Below are 17,120 nucleotides of genomic sequence, written 5' to 3' on the forward strand. Positions count from 1 at the left end.
GGCGCTGTCAGATTCGAGGAGAGTAGTTATGGGCGTCATCGAACAGCTGCGCGAACTGCGCGAATTTGGCGGCAAGCCGCGGACCACCGGCCTGGACGACGCCACCATCGAGCGCATGGCCGCTCTGGACCCGCAACTCGTACAGGCTATTGCCGACGCCGTCGCGCGCCACCGCCAATTGCGCGCCGAACTGGGCGACTTCCTGAAGTTGAACGAAGCCGAGCAACTCACGCAGCTGCTCAGCGACTTCGTGAATTTCTACCCGGACGATGCCATCAACCCCTACGTGCCGGCGGCCGCCCGCGGCCCGTGGATCGTTACGCTGAAAGGCGCTGTGGTGCACGACAACGGTGGCTACGGCATGCTGGGTTTCGGCCACAACAACGCCGCGATCGATGCGGCGCTGGCGCGTGGGCAAGTGATGGCCAACGTGATGACACCCAGCGTTTCACAGATGCGCTTTTCGCAGGCGCTGAATCGCGAGCTTGGCCGCCATCGCGGCAACAATCCTTATACGCGCTACCTGTGCCTGAATTCCGGCTCGGAGTCGGTGGGCCTGGCTTGTCGCATCGCCGATGTGAATGCCAAGCTGATGACCGACCCGGGTGCGCGCTATGCCGGGCGCACGATCAAGCGCATTGCCGTGAAGGGCGCCTTCCACGGCCGCACCGATCGTCCGGCGCTGTATTCGGATTCGTCGCGCCGCACCTACGTGCAGCATCTGGCGAGCTACCGCCATGAAGATACGCTGCTCACCGTGGCGCCCTACGACACCGCCCAGCTGGAAGCCGTGTTCGCCGACGCGGACAAGCACGGCTGGTTCATTGAGGCGATGTTCCTGGAACCGGTGATGGGCGAAGGCGACCCGGGCCGTTCGGTGACGCCGGCGTTCTATCAGGCGGCGCGCGAGCTGACCGAATCGCACGGCTCGCTGCTGTTGGTCGACTCCATCCAGGCCGGCCTGCGCGCGCATGGCGTGCTGTCGATCATCGACTACCCCGGCTTCGAAAAGCTGGCACCGCCAGATATGGAAACCTTCTCCAAGGCGCTCAACGCCGGCCAGTATCCGCTCTCGGTGCTGGCAGTGAGCGACCGCGTAGCCGGTCTGTACCGCAAGGGCATCTACGGCAACACCATGACCGCCAACCCGCGCGCGCTGGACGTGGCGCTGGCCACCCTGGACCAGCTCACCGACGAGGTGCGCAACAACATTCGCACCCGCGGCCAGGAATTCGTCGACAAGCTCAATGGGCTGAAGGACGAACTGGGCGGACTGATCACCAAGGTGCAGGGCACGGGTCTGTTGTTCTCCTGCGAACTGGCGCCGCAGTTCAAGTGCTACGGCGCCGAATCCACCGAGGAATACATGCGCGAGCGCGGCATCGGCGTGATCCACGGCGGCGCCAATTCGCTGCGCTTCACGCCGCACTTCAACATCACCAGCGCGGAAGTGGACATGGTGATTGCGCACGTGCGCCACGCACTGCTGGAAGGCCCGCGCAAGAGCGAAGCTCAAGCGGCCTGATTTGGTCTTCGAGGTAGGCTGGGATGTCCATCCCAGCTTACTTTCCCGTGCAAGGGGGCTGGGATTGTCATCCCAGCTGCGCATGCCGTAGGGCGAAGATAAAGCCAGGTGAAATGTAGGCGTTGTCCGCCACCCGGCTCCCCGTTCCCCTGCTTCTTCACAAGGCATAGACTGCCGCGACCGGTACCGCCACCGGTCCCAAATCAGGAGGAAGCATCATGTCCATGCGTCTGAGCCTGCTCGCCGCCAGCGCAGTGCTGGTTTTCGCCAGCGCCGCCTTCGCCGCCACACCCCAAAGCAAACCCCTCTCCCCGTCGCAGCAGAAAATGGCCGATTGCAGCCACGCCGCCAAAGGCAAGACCGGCGCCGACTACAAGAACGCCGTCAGCTCCTGCATGAAGGGCGATACCACAGCTGCCGCCGCTCCCGCCAAGATGACCCCACAGCAACGCATGTCCGCCTGCTCCAAGGAGAATGCGGGCAAGAAAGGGGCCGAATACAAGAGTGCCGTCAGCGCCTGCATGAAAGCGCATTGATGGCTCTGATTTTCGAGGCGCCGCCGCTGGGCGGCGCCTTTTTTGTTTCCGGCTATGCTGGCGGCCATTCCCCAGCATGGCCTTGAGCATGAAGATCGTCGAAGTCCGCCATCCGCTCATCCGGCACAAGCTGGGCCTGATGCGCCGAGCCGGCATCAGCACCAAGGAATTCCGCGAACTGGCTGCCGAAGTCGCCTCGCTGCTGACTTATGAAGCGACCAAGGATCTTGAAACCATCCAAGCGCAGATCGAAGGCTGGGCCGGCCCCGTGCACGTGGAGCAGATCAAGGGCAAGAAAATCACCATCGTGCCGATCCTGCGCGCCGGCCTGGGAATGCTGCCCGGCGTGCTGGAGCTGATTCCTTCGGCAAAAGTAAGCGTGGTGGGCTTGCAGCGCGACGAGCAGACGCTGCAGCCGATCGCCTACTACGAAAAACTCACTGGTCGCATGGACGAGCGCATCGCGCTGATCGTCGACCCGATGCTAGCCACTGCCGGCACGCTGGTGGCGACGGTGGAGATGCTCAAGGCCGCCGGCTGCAGACGCATCAAGGGCCTGTTCCTGGTAGCAGCACCGGAAGGCTTGAAGCACGTCGAGGCGACGCATCCGGACATCGAGATCTATACCGCGGCGATCGATGAACGGCTCAACGAGCACGGTTATATCCTGCCCGGGTTGGGGGATGCGGGGGACAAGATTTTCGGGACCAAGCAGCTGCCAGCGTAACGTATTGCGCTAGGCTAGCGCCGCACGAAGCGATCCGTCGCTTCTACCAGCTCGTGGGCGATCCCCGGCTCGAACGCCGAATGTCCCGCATCCTGCACGATACGCAGGTCCGCTTCCGGCCATGCGCGATGAAGATCCCAGGCGCTGCGCATCGGACAGACCACGTCGTAGCGCCCTTGCACGATCACCGTCGGAATGCGGCGGATGCGATCGACATTACGCAACAGCTGATCGTCGTGCTCGAAAAAACCGCCGTTCACGAAGTAATGGCATTCGATGCGCGCAAAGGCCAGCGCAAATTCGTCTTCACCGCTGCTGTGGATGTAGGACTCGTCCTGATACAGAAAACTCGTCGCACCTTCCCACACCGACCACGCACGCGCCGCATTCAATCGCACTTGCGGATCCGGACTGGTGAGGCGCCGATGGTACGCACTCATCAGGTCACCGCGCTCGGCCACCGGAATAGCAGACAGGTAGGTTTCCCATGCATCCGGATACAAGGCATCGCAGCCCTGCTGGTAAAACCACTCCAGCTCCCACCGCCGCAGCATGAAAATGCCGCGCAGCACCAGTTCAGTCACTTTGTCCGGGTGCGCCTGGGCGTAGGCCAGCGATAGCGTGGAGCCCCATGAACCGCCGAACACCTGCCAGTGCGCGATACCCAGGTGCTCGCGCAGGCGTTCGATGTCCGCCACCAGATGCCAGGTGGTGTTGTCGGTCAATTCGGCATGCGGAGTGGATTTGCCGCAGCCGCGTTGGTCGAACAGCACGATGCGATAGCTGGACGGATCAAAAAAGCGGCGGCATTTGGGATTGGTACCACCGCCGGGACCGCCATGCAGGAACACCACCGGCTTGCCGTTCGGATTGCCACTCTGTTCGTAGTAAAGCGTGTGCAGATCCGAGACCTTGAGCTGGCCGACATCGTAGGGCTCGATCTCCGGATACAGGCTGCGGCGATGCTGGGACATGGTTTGGGGCCGTCTGCGGTGGTGGGAAGGTACATGGTACGGGGGAGTTCGGTGCAACCCAAGCCAGTAGGCTGGGATGCCAATCCCAGCGCATTCAGGCGAACAGCTTGCCGGGGTTGAGTATCCCGTTCGGGTCGAACACCGCTTTTACGCCGCGCATCAGTTCAATCTCCGCCAAGCTGCGCGTGCTCTGAAGATAGGCGCGCTTGACCAGACCTATCCCGTGTTCCGCGGAGATGCTTCCGCCATGCCGCTGAAGCGTCTGCGCCAACAATTGGGTGACGTGTTCGCACTGTGCAATGAAATTCGCATCGGACAATGACCCTGGCTTCAGCACATTGATGTGCAGGTTACCGTCGCCGATATGCCCGAACCACACCACGTCCATCTGTGGATATTCGCGCGCAAGCAGCGCCTGTATCTCTTGCAGGAACCCAGGCACTGCGCCGATACGCACGGAAATGTCGTTCTTGTAGGGCTTGTGCGCGGCCAGGCTTTCCGTAATCCCCTCGCGCAGGCGCCAGAGTGCGGCAGCCTGCGCATCACTCTGCGCCATGACGCCGTCGGCGATCAGACCCTGCTCCATCGCTTGCTCGAATACGGCCAGGGCCACCTCCTGCGCGCGTTCGTCGACAGCATCGAATTCGGTGACCACGTAGTACGGATAATCGCCTTCCATGGCGCGTTGTGCGCCAGCGTCAAGCACATGCTTCAAGGCCACGTCCGTGAAAAACTCGAACGCCTGCAGCGACAGCCGGGCGCGAAACAGCGCAAACACCTGCATGAGCGCGTCCATGTCCGGCAGCGCCAGCAGCATCACCTGCGAGGCCGGCGGCGGATCGGTGAGGCGCAAGGTCGCCTCGACCACGATGCCCAGGGTGCCTTCGGAGCCGATCATTAATTGCCGTAAGTCATAACCACTGGAGTTCTTGATCAAAGCGCGGTTGAGATCCAGCAGCTCGCCATTGCCGGCCACTACTTTCAGGCCGGCAATCCATTCGCGCGTATTGCCGTAACGGATCACCCGGATGCCGCCGGCGTTGGTGGCAATATTGCCGCCAATGGAGCAGGAGCCACGGGCGGCGAAGTCCACCGGATAGATCAAGCCGTGCTCGCGGGCGGCAGCATGCACGGCCTCCAGCGCGATGCCAGGCTGTACGGTCAGGGTGCGGTCGACAGCATCGAAGCCGAGCACGCGGTTCATGCGCGCCAGGCTCAGCACGAGTTCCCCCTGCGCTGCCACGGCCCCGCCCGAGAGCCCCGTGCGGCCGCCGGAGGGCACGATCGCTACCTGCCGCTGGTTGGCCCAGCGCATGATGCCTTGCACCTCCTCGATCGACGCCGGCAGGGCAATGGCCAGCGGGGCCGGGATCCAGCGCCGGGTCCAATCACGGCCGTAGTGCTCCAGGTCGCCGGGCTCGGTGAGCAGGCGCAGGGCGGGCAGGCGGCTGGCGAGATCGGCAAGGGCTGGCTGGTTCATGACGGCTCCGGAGGAAGCACCCAGCCTGCCAGTGCCCGGCGTTTGCGTCCAGTGCTGCATCGCGACAAAAATCTGGCATAGTGTTTGGACTTCCAAATAGCGGGCCGCCATGAAGACCTCGTTCCCCAAGCAAGACATCAAGGTGCTGCTGCTCGAAGGCGTGAGCCGCACGGCGGTGGAAACGTTCCAGCGCGCGGGCTACAGCCAGATCGAGTACCACGCCAAATCCCTGCCGGAGGACGAACTGAAGGCGCGCATTGCCGACGCGCACATCGTGGGCATCCGCTCGCGCACGCATCTCACCGCCGACGTGCTGGACCACGCCAAGCGCTTGATCGCCGTGGGCTGCTACTGCATCGGCACCAACCAGGTCGAACTCGATGCGGCGGCCAAGCTCGGCATTCCCGTATTCAACGCCCCCTACTCCAACACGCGCAGCGTCGCCGAACTGGTGATTGCCGAAGCGATCATGCTGCTGCGTGGCATCCCGCAGAAAAATGCCCTATGCCATCGCGGCGGCTGGACGAAATCGGCCAGCGGCAGTTTCGAAGTGCGCGACAAGGTCATCGGCATCGTCGGCTACGGCCACATCGGCACACAGGTCGGCGTGCTGGCCGAAAGCCTGGGGATGCGCGTGATCTTCCACGACATCGAATCCAAGCTCTCGCTGGGCAATGCGCGTGCCGCGGCGAGCCTGGACGACCTGCTTGAACGCTCCGACATCGTTACGCTGCATGTGCCGGAAACATCGGCTACCAAGCTGATGATCGGCCGCAACGAACTGGAGCGGATGCGCAAGGGTGCGGTACTGATCAATGCTTCGCGTGGCACGGTGGTCGACATCGACGCGTTGGCCGATGCCTTGCGCAAGGAGCATCTGGGCGGTGGCGCCATCGACGTATTCCCGGTGGAACCGAAGGGCAACGACGACCCGTTCGTCTCGCCGCTGATTGGCATGGATAACGTGATCCTGACCCCGCACATCGGCGGCAGCACGCTGGAAGCGCAGGACAATATCGGCATTGAAGTGGCCAGCAAGCTGGTGCGCTACAGCGACAACGGCTCCACTTTGTCGGCCGTCAATTTTCCCGAAGTGACGCTACCCGAGCATCCACGCAGCCGCCGCCTGCTGCACATCCACCGCAACGTTCCCGGCGTGCTTTCGCGCATCAACGAACTGTTCTCCGCCGGCAACATGAACATCGATGCACAGTTCCTGCAGACGCATGCGGACGTGGGTTACGTGGTGATCGATGTGTCCGCCGACGAGCACCAGGCGGCCGCACTGAAGGACAAGCTCGCTGCCATCCCTGGCACTCTGCGCGCCCGGGTGCTCTACTGAACGGGCGCAGGCTGGGACGCCCCTCCCAGCCTGCGCCTGGATGCCTGATTCAAGCCAGACCGCATTTAGGCCGATAGATCCCATGACTCGGCTCCTTTTGGTGCGGTTTTCCCATGATTTTCCGATTTCGTGACTTGCGCATCGCCGTCCGACTTGGCCTGCTTGGGCTGATCCTGCTAACGGCCACCGTCATTGTGGGGCTCGGCGGCTGGCGTGGGCTGATACGAACGCATGAGCTGCAGGTACGCTCCGCCGCGATGGCGGCCCAGTTCGCTGCGGCCGTGGATCAGGCACGCGTCGCCCAGGTCGATTTCAAGAAACAGGTACAGGAATGGAAAGACCTGCTGCTGCGCGGCGCGGATGCCGCTGCCTTCAAGAAATACCATGATGCCTTCATCGCACGCGCGCATGCGGTCGATACGGATCTCGCCACCCTGAAACGGCAAATGAGCGAACTCGGCCTGGACACCCATGGCGTGGACGGCGCGATCGCCACCCACGCTGAACTCGGCACGAAATACCTCGCCGCCATCGGGCACTACGACGCCAAGGATGAGAAGAGTGTGCATGTAGTCGACGGGCTGGTGGCAGGTATCGATCGCGCACCCACCACCGCCATCGACGGACTGGTCGCTGGTATGAAGCATGAGGCCGAAGCCGCATCCAAACGCCTCGACGAGCAGAGCAGCGCGGCATTCAACCAGGCCTGTATGCTGCTGGCGTCGGTCGTACTGAGCGCCATGGTCGCTGGCGCCGTGCTGGTGTGGCTGCTTGCCTACAGCATCACCGCCCCGCTGGGCCGTGCCGTAAAAGTGGCGCAGGCGGTGGCCAAAGGCGATCTCTCCACCGAAATCGTTGCAACGAGCGGCGATGAAACGGGCAAGCTGCTTGCCGCGCTGGCGGTCATGAATGGGCAATTGCGCAACGTGGTAAGCATCATCCGCGCTGGCTCCACCGAGATTTCCGCCTCCACCCGGCAGATCGCCGTGGGCAACCAGGACCTTTCGCAGCGCACCAGCGAACAGGCGGCGGCGCTGGAAGAAACCGCCTCGTCGATGCAGTCCTTCACCAACAGCGTAAATGCCAATGCCATGCGCGCCAACGACGCCAGTCGCCTGGCGAAGTCGGCGTCCGACATGGCACGCCAGAGCGGCGCATCCATGTCCGATGCCGTGGGTGCGATGACGCAGGTGCAGGATGTGGCGAGCCGCATCACGGAAATCACCGAAACGATGGACCGCATCGCCACGCAAACTCACATCCTGGCGCTGAACGCCGCCGTGGAAGCTGCGCGCGCAGGCGAGGCCGGCAAGGGTTTCAACATCGTGGCCGCCGAAGTGCAGTCCCTCGCACGCAGCTCGCGCACGGCATCCAGCGAAATTCGCGCCTTGATCGAAGAATCCGTCGCCATCATCGAAAATGGCACGCAGATCATCAACCGCACGGAATCGATGGTCGGCAAGCTGCTCGACAGTGTGGCCGACGTTACCGAGACGGTGGAATCTATCGCCACGCTGAGCATGGAACAGGCAGATGGCATCCTGCAGGTAAATCGCGCCGTGCGGCAGATGGATGAGGTGACGCAGAACAACGCCGCGCTGGTGGAAGAAGCCGCTGCCGCGGCCGACACAGTGCAGCTGCGTGCGCGTTCGCTGGTCGAGAGCGTGGAGTTCTTCAAGCTCGACGCCAAGGAAGCTGTCAAAGGCGTCCAGGTGCAGGCGACGCATGTACGCGTGCCTGCGTCGTCGTCACATTTGCAAGCGGCCTGAGCTACCGATAACGGAGATGGCGGCCATGCGCTGGCCGGGATGACAATCCCGGCAACCCGATGCCGCCGATACGACAAGCTGGGATTGGCATCCCGGCCTACGCGACTGCGGCAGCCTTCTTGCGCGTGGTTTGGCGCGGTTTGGCGGCTTCCATTTTTGCATGCGTGTGCAGTTCTTCGCGGAAGGCGGCCGCGTAGCTTTTCAGCTCGGCCTTTTTGCTGGGTGCAAGCGCCCTATCGCGCGCCAGATGCTGCTCCATCCGGCGCAGCAGATCGTAATCGTGGTAATCGCGATAAGGCTTAAGATCGAGATCGGCCGGCACTTTGCTCAGGCGTTCGTCGCCGATCCTCTTCACGTATTTCTGCATGAAGCGGTCGTAAGCCTTCCAGGTGACGCGCTGCGCGTGTACCGCGGCTTCCTCGGCGCGCGTAGCGATCTGGTGCGCATGCAGATAGTGCAGGCCGAGCTGGTCGATCAGCGTCTTCTCTACTTCCTCGTGCAGGATCAGGAAGCGATCCACCTCGATCGTGCGCCCGCGGAAGCTGAAGGACTTGGGCAAATGCCGATCGATATAGATGGTCTTGCCATCCTGGCTGTAGCCGGCCAGATAAGGGATGTCGTGCTTGCGATCGAGCTTCTTCACCCGGCGCAGGATGGCGTCGAGCGCGCGGTCCATCATCAGCGAAGAGATGTACCAGTCGGGGGCCTTCAACTTCACGTGCGGGGCGTTCGGGTGACAGGTGTTAGACGGCATGGTAGCCAGCTCCTGGTGGGCTGCGCCGAGATTAGCTGGTCGAACCCAAGAAAAGAAAAACGGCGCCAGGGCGCCGTTGATCCATGCTGCGAATTGGTCGGGGCGGCCGGATTCGAACCGACGACCCTTTGCCCCCCAGGCAAATGCGCTACCAGGCTGCGCTACGCCCCGACTGTCCAGCAAAGAAGAAAATTGTAGCAGTACCCGCAGGTCTGCCGATAGGGTGGCTCAGCGGCGCAGCAGTGCGAGCACTTCTTCCAGCTCCATGCGCACCTGGCGCACGATCTGGTGCGACATGCTGGCTTCCATCCGCGCCTGCGGGCCTTCCAGGCGCGCACGGGCGCCGGTGATGGTGAAACCCTCGTCGTACAGCAGGGAACGGATCTGCCGGATCATCAGCACATCATGGCGCTGGTAGTACCGGCGGTTGCCGCGGCGCTTGACCGGGTTGAGCGCCGGGAATTCCTGCTCCCAGTAACGCAGCACATGCGGCTTCACCCCGCACAACTCGCTGACTTCACCAATGGTGAAGTAGCGCTTGGCCGGGATGGCGGGCAGCTCGGTGTTATTCCCCTGATCCAGCATAGCCCTCGACTCTCACCTTGAGTTTCTGTCCTGGCCGGAACGTCACCACACGGCGGGCGGAGATGGGAATCTCTTCGCCGGTCTTGGGGTTACGTCCTGGTCGCTGGTTCTTCTGGCGCAGGTCGAAATTGCCGAAACCCGACAGCTTCACCTGCTCGCCCCTTTCCAAGGCTTCACGGACCACTTCGAAATAAGCGTCCACGAACTCCTTGGCTTCACGTTTGTTGAGGCCCACCTCGAGGAAGAGGCGCTCTGCCATCTCCGCCTTTGTCAGCGCCGCCATCTTACCCTCGCAATTTCGCCTCGCATCCAGCCTCCAACGCCGACACCGTATTGCGCACGCAAAGGTCTGCGTCGTCGTCGGTAAGGGTGCGTGAAGCGTCCTGCAAAATCAAGCCCATAGCGAGACTCTTTCGGCCCGCTTCGACCCCTTTTCCGCTGTAGCGATCAAACAGCCGCAGCTCTGCCAGGGTGGTGCCCAGGGTCGCGCGGACGGCCTGCTCAATCTGTGACCAGCTTACCTGTTCAGGGACGTCAACGGCGATGTCCCGGCGCACGGCCGGGAAGCGCGGTACGGCCTGCGCCTTTGGCAGGCGGCGACCGAGCAGCGGCTCCAGGGCGAGCTCCAGCACGTGCACGTCGGGGCCGAGGTCCAGCTCCTTGGCCAGGCGTGGGTGCAAGGCGCCCAGGTAGCCGGCCGTCTCGCCATCCCGCGTGACGCGCGCGGCACGCCCCGGGTGCAGCCAGCCTGGCAAGCCATCGGCGTGCACCGCCCAGCGCTGCGGCTCTCCGCCCCAGGCGATCAGGGCATCCAGGTCACCCTTCAGATCGAAGAAATCCAGCGGCTGTGATGCTTCGGCCCACTGCTCGCCGCGCGCCGAACCACTGGCGACGATGGCGAGGCTTGGGGTTTCCAGCGGGGGATCACCCTCCCTGAACACACGCCCCAGCTCGAACAGACGCACGCGATCCTGCTGGCGCGCGCGGTTATGCGACAGCGCCTGGATCAAGCCAGGCAACAGCGAGGGGCGCATCACCGCCAGGTCGGCCGATAGCGGGTTGGCGAGCGGGACCAGTTGTTCGGTGAAGCCCCACTGCTTCAGCAAGGCATGACTGACGAAGGCAAGGTTTACCGCCTCGTAGTAGTCGCGAGCAGCCAGCTGCTCGCGCACCGCCAGTTCATTGAGGCGCCCCTCGGGCTCAACGGCGAGCGTCAGCGCACCGCCCGGAGTATGCGTCGGGATATTTTCGTAGCCGTGGATGCGCGCCACTTCTTCAATGAGATCTTCTTCGCGCTCGATGTCGAAGCGCCTGCTCGGCGCGGTGACGTGCCAACCATCTGCCACCGCTTCTACCGTCATGCCGAGTGCGGTGAAGATGCGTGCGACTTCGTCATCCGCAACGCCCAAGCCGAGCACGCGAGCCAATCGCGCGCGGCGAAGCAGGATCGGCTTCGGCGAAGCCAGGCTTTCCGGCAACATAACGTCGAGCAGCGGACCGGGGATGCCACCGGCGATATCCAGGATCAAACGCGTCGCATATTCAATGGCGACACCCGGCAGTTCGGGATCGACGCCGCGCTCGAAGCGATGCCCCGCATCGGTGTACATGCCCAGCTTGCGGCTGCGACCGATGATGGCCGACGGAATCCAGTGCGCGGCTTCAAGAAACACGTTACGCGTGTCATCGGTGACACGCGTTTCCGAACCGCCCATGATGCCGCCCAACGCAACGGCACGCGTGCCTCGACCACCGCGGCTGTCGGAAACCACAAGAAAATCTTCGTCCAACGTCACCGTGCGGCCGTCGAGCAACGCCAGTGCTTCGCCCTTGCGCGCGGGACGCACGACGACCTCGCCTTCCAGCTTGTCTTTGTCAAAAGCATGCATCGGCTGCCCCAGTTCCAGCATCACGTATTGCGTGACGTCGACCAGGAAGCTGATAGGCCGCAAGCCGCTACGACGCAACCGCTCGGCCATCCACACGGGCGTTTGGATATGGGCATTTACGTTGTCGATAACGCGACCGGCGAAGCGCGGCACACGAGAGCCCGCTTCGAGCGCAACGTTCATCGCTGCGTCGCTCTGTGGCGGTACTGCTTGAGTGCCCAGTGGAATCACTTCGCCGCTCAGCGCAGCGGCGACGTCGAACGCGATGCCACGCACGCTGAAACAATCGGCGCGGTTGGGCGTGAGCTTGATCTCGATGGTGGCATCAGGCAGGCCGAGATAGGACGCGAGCGCTGTACCGACAGGCGCATCGGCGGGTAGCTCGAGCAAACCCGAAGCGTCGGGATCGACGCCCAGCTCCTTGGCCGAACAAAGCATGCCGAACGATTCCACGCCGCGCAGCTTTGCCGCCTTGATGGCAATGCCACCCGGCAAGTTGGCGCCTACTGTTGCCAACGGTGCGACCAGGCCTGCGCGCGCGTTGGGGGCGCCGCAAACGACCTGCACCATGCCGTTGCCGGTGTCCACTTCGCAAACCTGCAGGCGATCGGCTTCCGGATGCTTCTGCGTGCTGACGATGCGCGCAACGATTACACCATCGAGCGCATTGCCCAGCGGGGTGACATCCTCGACCTCCAGACCGATCGCCGTGAGTGTCGCAGCAAGTTCGTCGCGCGAAGCGCGCGTAGGAACATGGTGGCGCAGCCAATTTTCAGAGAATTTCATGCGTGTCGATTCCTGCTTCGATTACGCGAATTGCTTGAGGAAGCGCAGATCGTTCTCGAAGAACGCGCGCAGATCGGAAACGCCGTAGCGCAGCATCGCGAAACGCTCTACACCCAGGCCGAAGGCAAAGCCGGTGTAGCGTTCAGGATCGATGCCGCAGTTCCTCAGCACGTTCGGATGCACCATGCCGCAACCTAGCACTTCCAGCCAGCGCGAGCTGCCGTCCTCACCGCTCTTATCAGGATCGGTCCAGCGGATGTCTACCTCGGCACTGGGTTCGGTAAAAGGAAAGTAGCTGGGACGGAAGCGCATCTCGAAATCGCGCTCAAAGAACGCGCGCACGAATTCGGCCAGCGTGCCCTTCAGATCGGCGAAGCTGGAGGTTTCATCCACCAGCAAGCCTTCGATCTGGTGGAACATCGGCGAATGCGTCTGATCGGAGTCGCTGCGGTAGACCTTGCCGGGCGCAATGACGCGGATCGGCGGCTGCCGCCCCTTCATCGAACGGATCTGCACCGGCGAGGTATGCGTGCGCAGCAAGCGGCCATCACCAAAGTAGAAAGTGTCATGCATCGCGCGCGCCGGATGATGCGGCGGAAAGTTCAGCGCTTCGAAGTTGTGCCAGTCGTCCTCGATTTCCGGACCGTCGGCACGCTGGTAGCCCAAGCGCGCGAAGATCGCCGCGATGCGCTCGAGTGCGCGCGTGATCGGATGAATGCCACCGCGTTCACCGTTGCGGCCAGGCATGCTGATGTCGAGCTTTTCGGAAGCGAGGCGGCGATCGAGTTCGGCCTGCTCCAGTACCTGCTTGCGCGCGCCGAGGGCGTCATTGAGGCGCTCCTTCAGGCGATTCACTTCGGCGCCGCGCGTCTTGCGTTCTTCCGGCGAGAACGTGCCGAGCGCCTTGAGCGCCGCGGTGACGATGCCGCTTTTGCCCAGCAGGCTTACACGCAGCGCGTCGAGCGCGTCGAGTGTGTCGGTCTTGTCGATTTCGGCCAGCGCCTGGCTGGCGCGGCTGTCCAGATCTTCCATCGATGCGACTCCGTTTTTCTCCTCTCCTAAGCGGGAGAGGCCAGACGCTGAAACAAAAAAGCGGGGAGAAGGCTTAAGGCCTTCTCCCCGCTTGATTCACATCCGTTCGTCAGTGCTTGACGATCAAGCGGCCAGACTGGCCTTCGCCTTTTCTGCGATGGCCCCAAACGCCTTGATGTCGTGCACGGCGATGTCGGCCAGCACCTTGCGGTCCACCGTGATGCCGGCCTTGCTCAGACCGTTGATCAGGCGGCTGTAGGACAGGCCGAACTGACGGGCCGCCGCATTGATACGCACGATCCACAGGGCGCGGAACTGGCGCTTCTTCTGCTTACGGCCGATGTAGGCGTACTGACCGGCCTTGATGACGGCCTGGTTGGCAACGCGGAAGACCTTGCGACGGGCATTGTAATAGCCCTTCGCGCGGCCGATGATCTTCTTGTGACGACGACGGGCGGTAACGCCACGCTTAACACGAGCCATGGTTTAAGTCCTCCCGCTCAGAGATACGGCAACATGCGCGCGACGCCCTTGGTGTCGCATGCCTTGACGTGGTTGGTGGCGCGCAGGTTGCGCTTACGCTTGGTCGACTTCTTGGTCAGGATGTGCGACTTGAACGCATGGCCGGCCTTGAACTTGCCGGACGCGGTCTTGCGAAAACGCTTCGCCGCCGCGCGGTTGGTCTTGATCTTGGGCATGGAATGCTCCTTGATGGGTGCTTGCTCGATTTAAGAGCCACCCCGGTTTCTGACTGATCTGGCGGCGACCCCCATGCATGGGGCTGCGCTTTCCGTCCTGCCAGGATCGGTTCACGACCCTTCCTTGCGGGTCGAACCGGCGATTATACGGAGGTCGGGGGCCTAAAACTAGACCCACCGCATAAGCTGGGATGACGATCCCAGCTTCACGGTACGGCATACATGGCAATGCTGGGATTGTCGTCCCAGCCTACAGGGCGAGCCCCCTCCCTGGCGGGCTTATTTCTTCTTCGGCCCGATCATCATCACCATCTGGCGGCCTTCCAGGCGCGGGAAGGACTCGACCATGCCGTGCTCGCCCACATCCTCCTGGATGCGCTTGGCGAGGTCCTGGCCCAGATCCTGGTGGGACATCTCGCGGCCGCGGAAGCGGATGGTGACCTTGACCTTGTCGCCCTCTTCCAGGAAGCGAAGCATGTTGCGCAGCTTGATCTGGTAGTCGCCCACGTCCGTGACCGGACGGAACTTCACTTCCTTGATCTCGACCTGCTTCTGCTTCTTCTTGGCGGCCTGGGCCTTCTTCTGGGCTTCGAACTTGAACTTGCCGTAATCCATGATGCGGCAGACCGGCGGATCGCCGTTAGGCTGGATCTCGACCAGGTCGAGCCCGGCTTCCTCGGCTGCGCGCAGCGCCTCGTCGCGGGTAAGGATACCCATCTGCTCGGAATCCGGCCCGATCACGCGCACGCGCGGCACGCGGATCTCATGGTTGCGACGGTTGCCCTTAGTTTCTGTGGTGGCGATACCACTATCCTCCAGAAGTGTTTATGTGATCGGCCGGGCGGCTTCATCAGCGCCGCGTCTCGGCCTCCAAGCGTTCGATGAAGCTGGCCAGCGGCATGCTGCCAAGGTCTTCACCCGAGCGCGTACGCACGGAAACAGCCCCCGAAGCCTTTTCGCGATCGCCGACCACAAGCAGGTAGGGCACTTTCTGCAGCGTATGTTCGCGGATTTTATAGCCGACCTTTTCGTTGCGCAAATCGGCGTGCACCCGGAAGCCTTTGTCGACAAGGGCTTGCGTTACCGTCCGGACATAGTCCGCCTGGGCGTCGGTAATGCTGAAGACCTGCGCCTGCACCGGCGCCAGCCATGCCGGCAGGTTGCCGGCGTGGTGTTCGATCAGGATGCCGATGAAACGCTCCATCGAGCCGACGATGGCCCGGTGCAACATCACCGGGTGCCGGCGCTGGCTGTGCTCGTCCACGTATTCGGCGCCCAGGCGCTCGGGCATCATGAAGTCCACCTGCATGGTGCCAACCTGCCAGGCACGGCCGATCGAATCCTTCATGTGGTACTCGATCTTCGGGCCGTAGAAGGCGCCCTCGCCCGGCAGCTCCTCCCATTGCACGCCGGCCGCACTCAACGCCGCGCGCAGGGCATGCTCGGCGCGATCCCACACCTCGTCGCCGCCGATGCGCTTGTCGGGGCGCAAGGCGATCTTCAACGCGATGTCGTCGAAGCCGAAGTCGGCGTACACCTTCATGGCCTGCTGATGGAAGGCGGTCACTTCCGATTCAATCTGTTCTTCCGTGCAGAAGATGTGACCATCGTCCTGGGTGAACGCGCGCACGCGCATGATGCCGTGCAGGGCACCCGAGGGTTCGTTGCGGTGGCAGCCGCCGAATTCGCCGTAGCGGACCGGCAGGTCACGGTAGCTGTGCAGCGTGGTGTTGTAGATCTGCACGTGGCCGGGGCAGTTCATCGGCTTGAGCGCGTAGGTGCGCTTCTCCGACTCCGTGAAGAACATGTTTTCCTGGTAGTTGTCCCAGTGGCCGGACTTCTTCCACAGGCTCACGTCCATGATCTGCGGACCACGCACTTCCTGGTAACCGTTCTTGCGGTACACGCCGCGCACATACTGCTCCACCGTCTGCCAGATGGCCCAGCCATTGGGGTGCCAGAACACCATGCCGGGCGCTTCTTCCTGCTGGTGGAACAGGTCCAGCGCCTTGCCGATCTTGCGGTGGTCGCGCTTTTCGGCCTCCTCCAGCTGATGCAGGTAGGCCTTCAGATCCTTGTCGCTCAACCACGCGGTGCCATAGATGCGCGTGAGCATGGCGTTGTTGGAGTCGCCGCGCCAATACGCGCCAGCCACCTTCATCAGCTTGAACGCGCGCAGCTTGCCCGTATTGGGCACGTGCGGACCGCGGCACAGGTCGGTGAATTCGCCCTGCGTGTAGAGCGAAAGCTCCTCGTTCTGCGGAATGCCTTGAATGATCTCGGCCTTGTATTCCTCGCCGATGCCCCGGAAGAACTCGATCGCGTCGTCGCGCGATTTCACGCTGCGCGTGACCGGCAGCTGTTCCTTCACGATCTTTTCCATCTCCGCCTCGATCTTCTCCAGATCGTCGGGCGTAAAGGGGCGTTCGTAGGCAAAGTCGTAATAGAAGCCGTTGTCGATCACCGGGCCGATCGTTACCTGGGCGCCGGGAAACAGGCGCTGCACCGCCTGGGCCAGCAAGTGGGCGGTGGAATGGCGCAGGATCTCCAGCGCGTCCTGGCTTTTCTCGGTGACGATTTCGAGGCTGGCGTTGTGGCCGATGGTGAAGCCGGCGTCCACGAGCTTGCCATCGACCTTGCCGGCCAGGGTTGCCTTGGCCAGGCCGGCGCCGATGGAGGCAGCCACGTCCCCGACCGTAACAGGATGGTCAAAGGGGCGTTTGCTGCCGTCAGGTAGCGTGATTTCGATCATGAACAGATATCTCTAGCAAACAAAAAAGGGCGCCCGGCGCCCTTTTTTTGAACACAAGGCGTGGCGGGGATCAGCGCTGGAAGCTCGTAGTTGCCATGTCGCACACTCGGCCGGCGCCTGGGCGCTGAGCCACCTTGTCCTGGTGATGTAAGAAAGCGAACGCTAGTTTAGCGCGGCGGCCGTGTCAATTCAGCCCGACGGGTCGAAGGCATGCGGACGGACAGTAACGGCGACGTCCACGCAAAATGGACCTGAGCCCCCTAAAATAGCC

Annotated in this window: 16 protein-coding genes and 1 tRNA gene; 5 read left to right on the plus strand and 12 right to left on the minus strand. The window is 62.8% G+C overall.

Annotated elements, in window-relative coordinates:
• Positions 1-28 precede the first annotated feature (28 nt).
• The 3 genes from QQJ96_RS16480 to upp all read left to right on the plus strand — a co-directional run bounded on the left by QQJ96_RS16480 (position 29) and on the right by upp (position 2,788).
• The gene (locus QQJ96_RS16480) at positions 29-1,525 is read left to right on the plus strand and encodes an aminotransferase class III-fold pyridoxal phosphate-dependent enzyme (RefSeq protein ID WP_284333117.1); all 1,497 of its coding nucleotides are present in this window, start codon (positions 29-31) and stop codon (positions 1,523-1,525) included.
• A gap of 218 nt (positions 1,526-1,743) precedes the next feature.
• A complete protein-coding gene (locus QQJ96_RS16485; protein ID WP_284333118.1) occupies positions 1,744-2,061 on the plus strand; it encodes a PsiF family protein in 318 nt (105 codons plus the stop codon).
• 88 nt (positions 2,062-2,149) lie between these two features.
• A complete protein-coding gene (gene upp / locus QQJ96_RS16490) occupies positions 2,150-2,788 on the plus strand; it encodes a uracil phosphoribosyltransferase (RefSeq protein ID WP_284333119.1) in 639 nt (212 codons plus the stop codon).
• A gap of 14 nt (positions 2,789-2,802) precedes the next feature.
• Here upp and pip read toward each other — a convergent pair whose 3' ends face one another.
• On the minus strand, positions 2,803-3,762 hold the full coding sequence (gene pip / locus QQJ96_RS16495) for a prolyl aminopeptidase (protein WP_284333120.1): 960 nt from the start codon (positions 3,760-3,762) through the stop codon (positions 2,803-2,805).
• Between the two features lie 94 nt (positions 3,763-3,856).
• Entirely contained in the window at positions 3,857-5,242 is a 1,386-nt protein-coding gene (locus QQJ96_RS16500; protein ID WP_284333121.1) for an FAD-binding oxidoreductase, read from the minus strand.
• A gap of 109 nt (positions 5,243-5,351) precedes the next feature.
• Here QQJ96_RS16500 and serA point away from each other — a divergent pair, with 109 nt between their 5' ends.
• Positions 5,352-6,584: a phosphoglycerate dehydrogenase gene (serA, locus tag QQJ96_RS16505; protein WP_284333122.1), complete on the plus strand. Its 1,233-nt coding sequence runs from the start codon at positions 5,352-5,354 to the stop codon at positions 6,582-6,584.
• Positions 6,585-6,697: 113 nt separating this feature from the next.
• Positions 6,698-8,353, plus strand: a complete 1,656-nt coding sequence (locus QQJ96_RS16510) for a methyl-accepting chemotaxis protein (protein WP_284333123.1) — start codon at positions 6,698-6,700, stop codon at positions 8,351-8,353.
• A 97-nt stretch (positions 8,354-8,450) separates the two neighbouring features.
• Here QQJ96_RS16510 and QQJ96_RS16515 read toward each other — a convergent pair whose 3' ends face one another.
• From QQJ96_RS16515 to thrS, 10 genes are all read right to left on the minus strand, one after another.
• Positions 8,451-9,107: a hypothetical protein gene (locus QQJ96_RS16515; RefSeq protein WP_284333124.1), complete on the minus strand. Its 657-nt coding sequence runs from the start codon at positions 9,105-9,107 to the stop codon at positions 8,451-8,453.
• Positions 9,108-9,201: 94 nt separating this feature from the next.
• Positions 9,202-9,278 (minus strand) — tRNA-Pro (locus QQJ96_RS16520).
• Positions 9,279-9,335: 57 nt separating this feature from the next.
• The gene (locus tag QQJ96_RS16525) at positions 9,336-9,692 is read right to left on the minus strand and encodes a MerR family transcriptional regulator (protein ID WP_115493718.1); all 357 of its coding nucleotides are present in this window, start codon (positions 9,690-9,692) and stop codon (positions 9,336-9,338) included.
• Positions 9,673-9,975, minus strand: a complete 303-nt coding sequence (ihfA, locus tag QQJ96_RS16530; RefSeq protein ID WP_115477488.1) for an integration host factor subunit alpha — start codon at positions 9,973-9,975, stop codon at positions 9,673-9,675. The genes QQJ96_RS16525 and ihfA overlap by 20 nt, the downstream gene beginning before the upstream one ends.
• Position 9,976: 1 nt before the next feature.
• Positions 9,977-12,367 carry a phenylalanine--tRNA ligase subunit beta gene (gene pheT, locus QQJ96_RS16535; protein ID WP_284333125.1) on the minus strand — a complete coding sequence of 797 codons (2,391 nt, stop codon included), beginning with the start codon at positions 12,365-12,367 and terminating at the stop codon, positions 9,977-9,979.
• 21 nt (positions 12,368-12,388) lie between these two features.
• Positions 12,389-13,399 carry a phenylalanine--tRNA ligase subunit alpha gene (gene pheS / locus QQJ96_RS16540; RefSeq protein WP_284333126.1) on the minus strand — a complete coding sequence of 337 codons (1,011 nt, stop codon included), beginning with the start codon at positions 13,397-13,399 and terminating at the stop codon, positions 12,389-12,391.
• Positions 13,400-13,522: 123 nt separating this feature from the next.
• Positions 13,523-13,882, minus strand: a complete 360-nt coding sequence (rplT, locus tag QQJ96_RS16545) for a 50S ribosomal protein L20 (protein ID WP_026635108.1) — start codon at positions 13,880-13,882, stop codon at positions 13,523-13,525.
• A 17-nt stretch (positions 13,883-13,899) separates the two neighbouring features.
• Positions 13,900-14,097, minus strand: a complete 198-nt coding sequence (gene rpmI, locus QQJ96_RS16550) for a 50S ribosomal protein L35 (protein ID WP_019467379.1) — start codon at positions 14,095-14,097, stop codon at positions 13,900-13,902.
• A gap of 279 nt (positions 14,098-14,376) precedes the next feature.
• Positions 14,377-14,901, minus strand: coding sequence for a translation initiation factor IF-3 (infC, locus tag QQJ96_RS16555; RefSeq protein WP_345782712.1), 525 nt, complete (start codon positions 14,899-14,901; stop codon positions 14,377-14,379).
• 46 nt (positions 14,902-14,947) lie between these two features.
• Positions 14,948-16,849: a threonine--tRNA ligase gene (gene thrS, locus QQJ96_RS16560; protein WP_284333127.1), complete on the minus strand. Its 1,902-nt coding sequence runs from the start codon at positions 16,847-16,849 to the stop codon at positions 14,948-14,950.
• Positions 16,850-17,120 lie beyond the last annotated feature (271 nt).

Origin of the sequence: Dyella flagellata (assembly GCF_030160275.1) — a bacterium.
In the GTDB taxonomy this organism is placed as follows: Bacteria; Pseudomonadota; Gammaproteobacteria; order Xanthomonadales; family Rhodanobacteraceae; genus Dyella_B; species Dyella_B flagellata.

Bases quoted from the DNA above. Each gene is read 5' to 3' on its own strand.
- QQJ96_RS16480 (WP_284333117.1), top strand. From the start codon at position 29: ATGGGCGTCATCGAACAGCTGCGCGAACTGCGCGAATTTGGCGGCAAG.
- QQJ96_RS16485 (WP_284333118.1), top strand. From the start codon at position 1,744: ATGTCCATGCGTCTGAGCCTGCTCGCCGCCAGCGCAGTGCTGGTTTTC.
- upp (WP_284333119.1), top strand. From the start codon at position 2,150: ATGAAGATCGTCGAAGTCCGCCATCCGCTCATCCGGCACAAGCTGGGC.
- pip (WP_284333120.1), bottom strand. From the start codon at position 3,762: ATGTCCCAGCATCGCCGCAGCCTGTATCCGGAGATCGAGCCCTACGAT.
- QQJ96_RS16500 (WP_284333121.1), bottom strand. From the start codon at position 5,242: ATGAACCAGCCAGCCCTTGCCGATCTCGCCAGCCGCCTGCCCGCCCTG.
- serA (WP_284333122.1), top strand. From the start codon at position 5,352: ATGAAGACCTCGTTCCCCAAGCAAGACATCAAGGTGCTGCTGCTCGAA.
- QQJ96_RS16510 (WP_284333123.1), top strand. From the start codon at position 6,698: ATGATTTTCCGATTTCGTGACTTGCGCATCGCCGTCCGACTTGGCCTG.
- QQJ96_RS16515 (WP_284333124.1), bottom strand. From the start codon at position 9,107: ATGCCGTCTAACACCTGTCACCCGAACGCCCCGCACGTGAAGTTGAAG.
- QQJ96_RS16525 (WP_115493718.1), bottom strand. From the start codon at position 9,692: ATGCTGGATCAGGGGAATAACACCGAGCTGCCCGCCATCCCGGCCAAG.
- ihfA (WP_115477488.1), bottom strand. From the start codon at position 9,975: ATGGCGGCGCTGACAAAGGCGGAGATGGCAGAGCGCCTCTTCCTCGAG.
- pheT (WP_284333125.1), bottom strand. From the start codon at position 12,367: ATGAAATTCTCTGAAAATTGGCTGCGCCACCATGTTCCTACGCGCGCT.
- pheS (WP_284333126.1), bottom strand. From the start codon at position 13,399: ATGGAAGATCTGGACAGCCGCGCCAGCCAGGCGCTGGCCGAAATCGAC.
- rplT (WP_026635108.1), bottom strand. From the start codon at position 13,882: ATGGCTCGTGTTAAGCGTGGCGTTACCGCCCGTCGTCGTCACAAGAAG.
- rpmI (WP_019467379.1), bottom strand. From the start codon at position 14,097: ATGCCCAAGATCAAGACCAACCGCGCGGCGGCGAAGCGTTTTCGCAAG.
- thrS (WP_284333127.1), bottom strand. From the start codon at position 16,849: ATGATCGAAATCACGCTACCTGACGGCAGCAAACGCCCCTTTGACCAT.